Here is a 4,400-nt window from a genome sequence, read left to right on the forward strand (position 1 = left end):
GATGCGCTTCAGCCGACGAACCATGAAGCGCGCGTGCCGGGTGGATTGGCGGTTGAGGAAGCCGATCACGACGGCATCGATGGCTTCGAGGTCGAGACGGCGGATCGCCAATGGCTCGAGTTCGGTAAAGCTCGCCTTCGACACCGAAGCGCCCTGCACTTCCAGCACCTGGGCCAGCATCGCGGCGGCGGCGTCGTCGAGCTCGCCGCGCCCGCCGGCGCAGAGCACTGCGATGCCCGAGCCGTCGGGCAAATCGACCTCCTCTTCCTCCACCTCGGCAGGCTTGGCTTCGCCAGGGTTTTTCTCGCTAGCCTTGTTTTTCTCGCTAGCCTTGTTTTTCTCGCCAGCCTTGCTGTCGGCTGCCTTCTCATCGGCAGCGGCCGCCTGCTCGCTTTCTTCCTCCTCGGCCTCCTGCTGGGCGCTGTCGTCGAGATTGGCGACCAGCGTCAAGGCGCTGTCGGCAAGCTGCCGGCGCTGCGCGTCATCCATGACGCCGCGCTCCCGGTCCTGCTCGCCGAGCAGCAGCGCGGGAATCGCCACCTTGCCGTAGAATTCGAACAGATACTTGTCCTCCAGCATCTCCTCGGCATGGTCGGTCGCCTCGTCCGGGTCGCCGGCCAGGAGCCGCTGGTAGAGCCTGGCATGCGGCTCCAGCACCGGCTCGTTGCCGAACAGGACGTCGAGGAACTCGAACTGCGGCACGTGCCGGCCGAGCACCACCAGGCAGACGGTGAGCGGCGTCGACAGCACCAGGCCGATCGGCCCCCACAGCCAGGTCCAGAAGATCGCCGCCACGATGATGGCCAGGGGCGACAAGCCCGTATGCGAGCCATAGAGCCACGGCTCGATGACATTGCCGGTGACGAGCTCCACGACGACGAACAGCGCGGCGGTCCACAACAGCAGCGACCAGCCGGGCGCCACGGCCAAGGCGAGGAACAGCGGCAGCAGCGCGCCGATGATCGGGCCGATATAGGGCACGAAGCGCAGTGCCAGCGCCAGCAGGCCCCAAAGCAGCGCGTTGGGGATGCCGAGCACCCAGAGCCCGATGGTGATGGGCACGGCGTAGATGATGTTGACCACCAGTTGCATCAGCAGATACTGGCCGACGCGCTTGCCGGCATCCTGCAGCGCCTGCGTGGTACGATGGAGGTCGCCATAGCCGACCAGCCGGATGAAGCGGTCGCGCAGGTCCTCGCGCTCCATCAGCATGAAAATGACGACGATGATGACGAGGCCGGCGGAGCCGAGCGGGCTGAGCAGCGGGCCGATCAGGTTCTGCAGCACCTCGAGCGGCTTTTCATGCGCGACGACCTCGACCGGGATCGGCTCGCGCTTCGGCGCCTGGGCGGCCGAGGGCAGCTGCGGCTCCTGGCGGTCGATCTCCTGGCCGACGCGCTCGATGACACCGCCGAGGCGCGAGATGATGCCGCCGCCGAGGCCGTTTTCCTTCAGCGCGCGGACCTTGGTCAGGATGTTGATCTGGTAGAGGGGGATGTTCTGGGCGAGGTCGCTGACCTGGGTGGCGACGACGAAGGAGAACAGCGAAAGGGCGGCGAAGGCGCCGGCGACGCTGGCGATGACAGCCGCGATGCGCGGAACCCCCGCGCGCTTCAGGGAGGACACGACAGGCGCGATGGCGAAGGTCAACAGAAGCGCGACGGCGATCGGCAGGAACACCTCGCGCCCGAAATAGAGCGCGGCCACCGTGACCACCACGCTCGCCACAGTCGGCAGCGCCGTGCGCGGATGGCCCCTGGACGCTGCGAGCAGGCCTTCCAGCCTCGGCTCCGACGCCCCGTTCCCGCGATTGGCCGCCACCATCGAGCCTCCATGCCGTCTGTCCGGCAATGATCCCAGATACTTCGCCGGCGTGCAACGCGCCGAAGCCCGGTCGGTTGCAGCTGCTCTAATAAATATCCGGGTTCATGAAGTTGCGGGGACGAAGTAAGGCGCTGGATTCGCCGCCTTGGTCCTGCCCATGCCCTGTCCGGGCTGCCAACCCTGGCAACTCGCCGGGAACATGGACCGCGCGAAATCGTTGTCTTGCCGAAGGGGCCTTGAAACTCAAGGAGGCAGCGATGAAAAAGCTTCTGCTTGCTTCGATGATCGCCATCGCCTCGGCGTTTGCGATCGCGCCGGCCAGCGCCGGCGGCGTGCAACTCGGTATCGGCATCGGTCCGGGCTATGATGACGACTACTACAACGATGACTACAGCCCATATTATCGCCATCACCGGTATTACCGGCACGTCTATGACGACGACTACTACACCCCATACCATCGTCGTTACGTGGTTCGGTATCACAACCGGTATGACGACAATTGCCGGGTCAGGATCGTGAAGCACTGGCGACATCATCACCGCGTCATTGAAAAGATCCGTATCTGCGAGCGCTGACCCGCAGCACCGGCCCAACTCCCGTGTGGGGAGATGGGCCGGACGCGACAGCAATGGCGTCGACCCTGGGCAATACCGGGTAGAACCTCTGGTCGCCGCGCCGTGGCAACGCTCCATGCCGCTGGCGGCGGCTTTCTCCTCCTCGATACTCCGGGAAATATTAGCGATCGGGAACATAGGCCTCCCGCCGCGCGTTACCCGATAATCAGCCTTCAGGAGGAGGTTGCCATGAAAAAACTTCTACTTGCTTCGGTGATCGCAGTCGCGTCGGCGGCGTCCACGGTAGCGCCGGCGGATGCGCACGGCTTCCTCGGTCTCGGTTTCGGTCCGTTCGGCGGCTCTCCGTTCTACGGCGGTCCGATGTATGGCGGTCCGTTCTACGACTATGGCGGCCGCTACTACGGCCCGCGCTACTACGACGACTATTATCCCAGCTACTACCGGCACCACAGGTATTACTACCGGCACCACTACAGGCACCATCACAGGCACCACCACAGGCACCACCACAGGCATCACCACGGGTACTATTACAAGTACTAGGCGGTGGGCGACTGGCGCACGGCAGAAGCGGCATTGACCAGACGCAAGCGTGGCCGCGCTTCGCGGTCGTCATCCTAGGGCGGAGCAAGGAGCGAAGCGACGCGCGCAGACCCTAGGATCCATGCAGTGCTGCCACGGCGCAGAATTCTGATCCGTGGCATTCCTCGGCCCACGTCACGGCATGGATCCTTGGGTCAAGCCCAAGGATGACGAAGATGGTTTGGGCCTCTTTCGCCAGCTTCGCGCAGCGCCTTGCAAATCCCCGCCAAAATGCCATCTAAATCACCGGCATCCAGGAGAATCACGTGACGCAGCGAAGCGGCAGCGCCGACCTGCCGCTGCATGGCGGGCGGGTCCCGAAATGGCTGGGCGAGCGCATGACCAAGCTCGGCGCGGTGCTGTGCGAGGCGATCATCCACCATTACGGCCGCGACGAGCTTTTGCGGCGGCTGGCGCATCCCTTCTGGTTCCAGTCCTTCGGCGCCGTGATGGGCATGGACTGGCATTCCTCCGGCATCACCACTTCCGTCATCGGCGCGCTGAAGCGCGGGCTGAACCCGATGGCCGGCGAGCTCGGCATCCATGTCTGCGGCGGGCGCGGCGCGCATTCGCGCAAGACGCCGGGCGAATTGCTGGCCATCGGCGAGCATGTCGGCCTGGACGGCGATGCGCTTGCCACCGCCAGCCGGCTGGTCGCCAAGGTGGACAGCGCCGCCGTGCAGGACGGCTACGACCTCTATCTGCACGGCTTCATCGTCGCCGATGACGGGCGCTGGGTGGTGGTGCAGCAGGGCATGAACGGCGATGCCCGCCAGGCGCGCCGCTATCACTGGCTGTCGGAAGGCTTGACCAGCTTCGTCGACCAGCCGCATGCCGCAATCGAAGGCGAGCGCCAGGGCGAGATCGTCAACCTGACCGACCGGCGCGCCGAAAAAGCCCGCGGCAGCCAGGTCGAGTTGCTCAAGACCATGAGCCCGGAAAAGATCCTGAACGAGCTTGCCGTGCTGGAGCCGCGGCCCGAGCCTGAACCGGCCGCGCAGCCGATGCTGCCTAACCTCATCATGCCCGCGCATCACGACGTGCGCGAGAGCGACATCGTCATGCGCCGCCTGCACGGCAACATCGCCTCGGCAATCGAAAGCGGCCCGAAGGATTTCCCCGAGCTGCTGCTGGTCCCCGGCGTCGGCCCGCGCACGGTGCGGGCGCTCGCCATGGTCTCCGAAGTGGTGCACGGCGCGCCCTACCGCTTCTCCGACCCGGCCCGCTTCTCGCTAGCCCACGGCGGCAAGGACCGCCACCCCTTCCCCGTGCCGCTGAAGGTCTATGACGAGACGATATCCGTGCTGAAATCGGCGGTGGGCAAGGCGAAGCTCGGGCGCGGCGAGGAGCTGGAGGCGCTAAGAAGGCTGGACGGGGAGTCACGCCGGATGGAGCGGTATGTGACCGGACCGAGCT

Annotated in this window: 4 protein-coding genes; 3 read left to right on the top strand and 1 reads right to left on the bottom strand. The window is 65.5% G+C overall.

Features of this window, described 5'->3' with window-relative positions; genetic code table 11:
* Positions 1–1,821: AI-2E family transporter (locus tag EOA24_RS28700; RefSeq protein WP_189354301.1), on the bottom strand; the 1,821-nt coding region annotated here is incomplete at its 3' end.
* Positions 1,822–2,081: 260 nt separating this feature from the next.
* Between EOA24_RS28700 and EOA24_RS28705 the strand changes: the two genes are divergently transcribed.
* The 3 genes from EOA24_RS28705 to EOA24_RS28715 form a co-directional block, all read left to right on the top strand.
* Entirely contained in the window at positions 2,082–2,402 is a 321-nt protein-coding gene (locus EOA24_RS28705) for a hypothetical protein (RefSeq protein ID WP_126083376.1), read from the top strand.
* A 228-nt stretch (positions 2,403–2,630) separates the two neighbouring features.
* The gene (locus tag EOA24_RS28710) at positions 2,631–2,945 is read left to right on the top strand and encodes a hypothetical protein (protein WP_126083377.1); all 315 of its coding nucleotides are present in this window, start codon (positions 2,631–2,633) and stop codon (positions 2,943–2,945) included.
* Between the two features lie 305 nt (positions 2,946–3,250).
* Positions 3,251–4,400, top strand: a 1,150-nt coding sequence (locus tag EOA24_RS28715) for a DUF763 domain-containing protein (RefSeq protein WP_127410325.1), incomplete at its 3' end; no start/stop codon positions are given.

Source organism: Mesorhizobium sp. M2A.F.Ca.ET.039.01.1.1, from assembly GCF_003998035.1.
GTDB lineage: Bacteria > Pseudomonadota > Alphaproteobacteria > Rhizobiales > Rhizobiaceae > Mesorhizobium.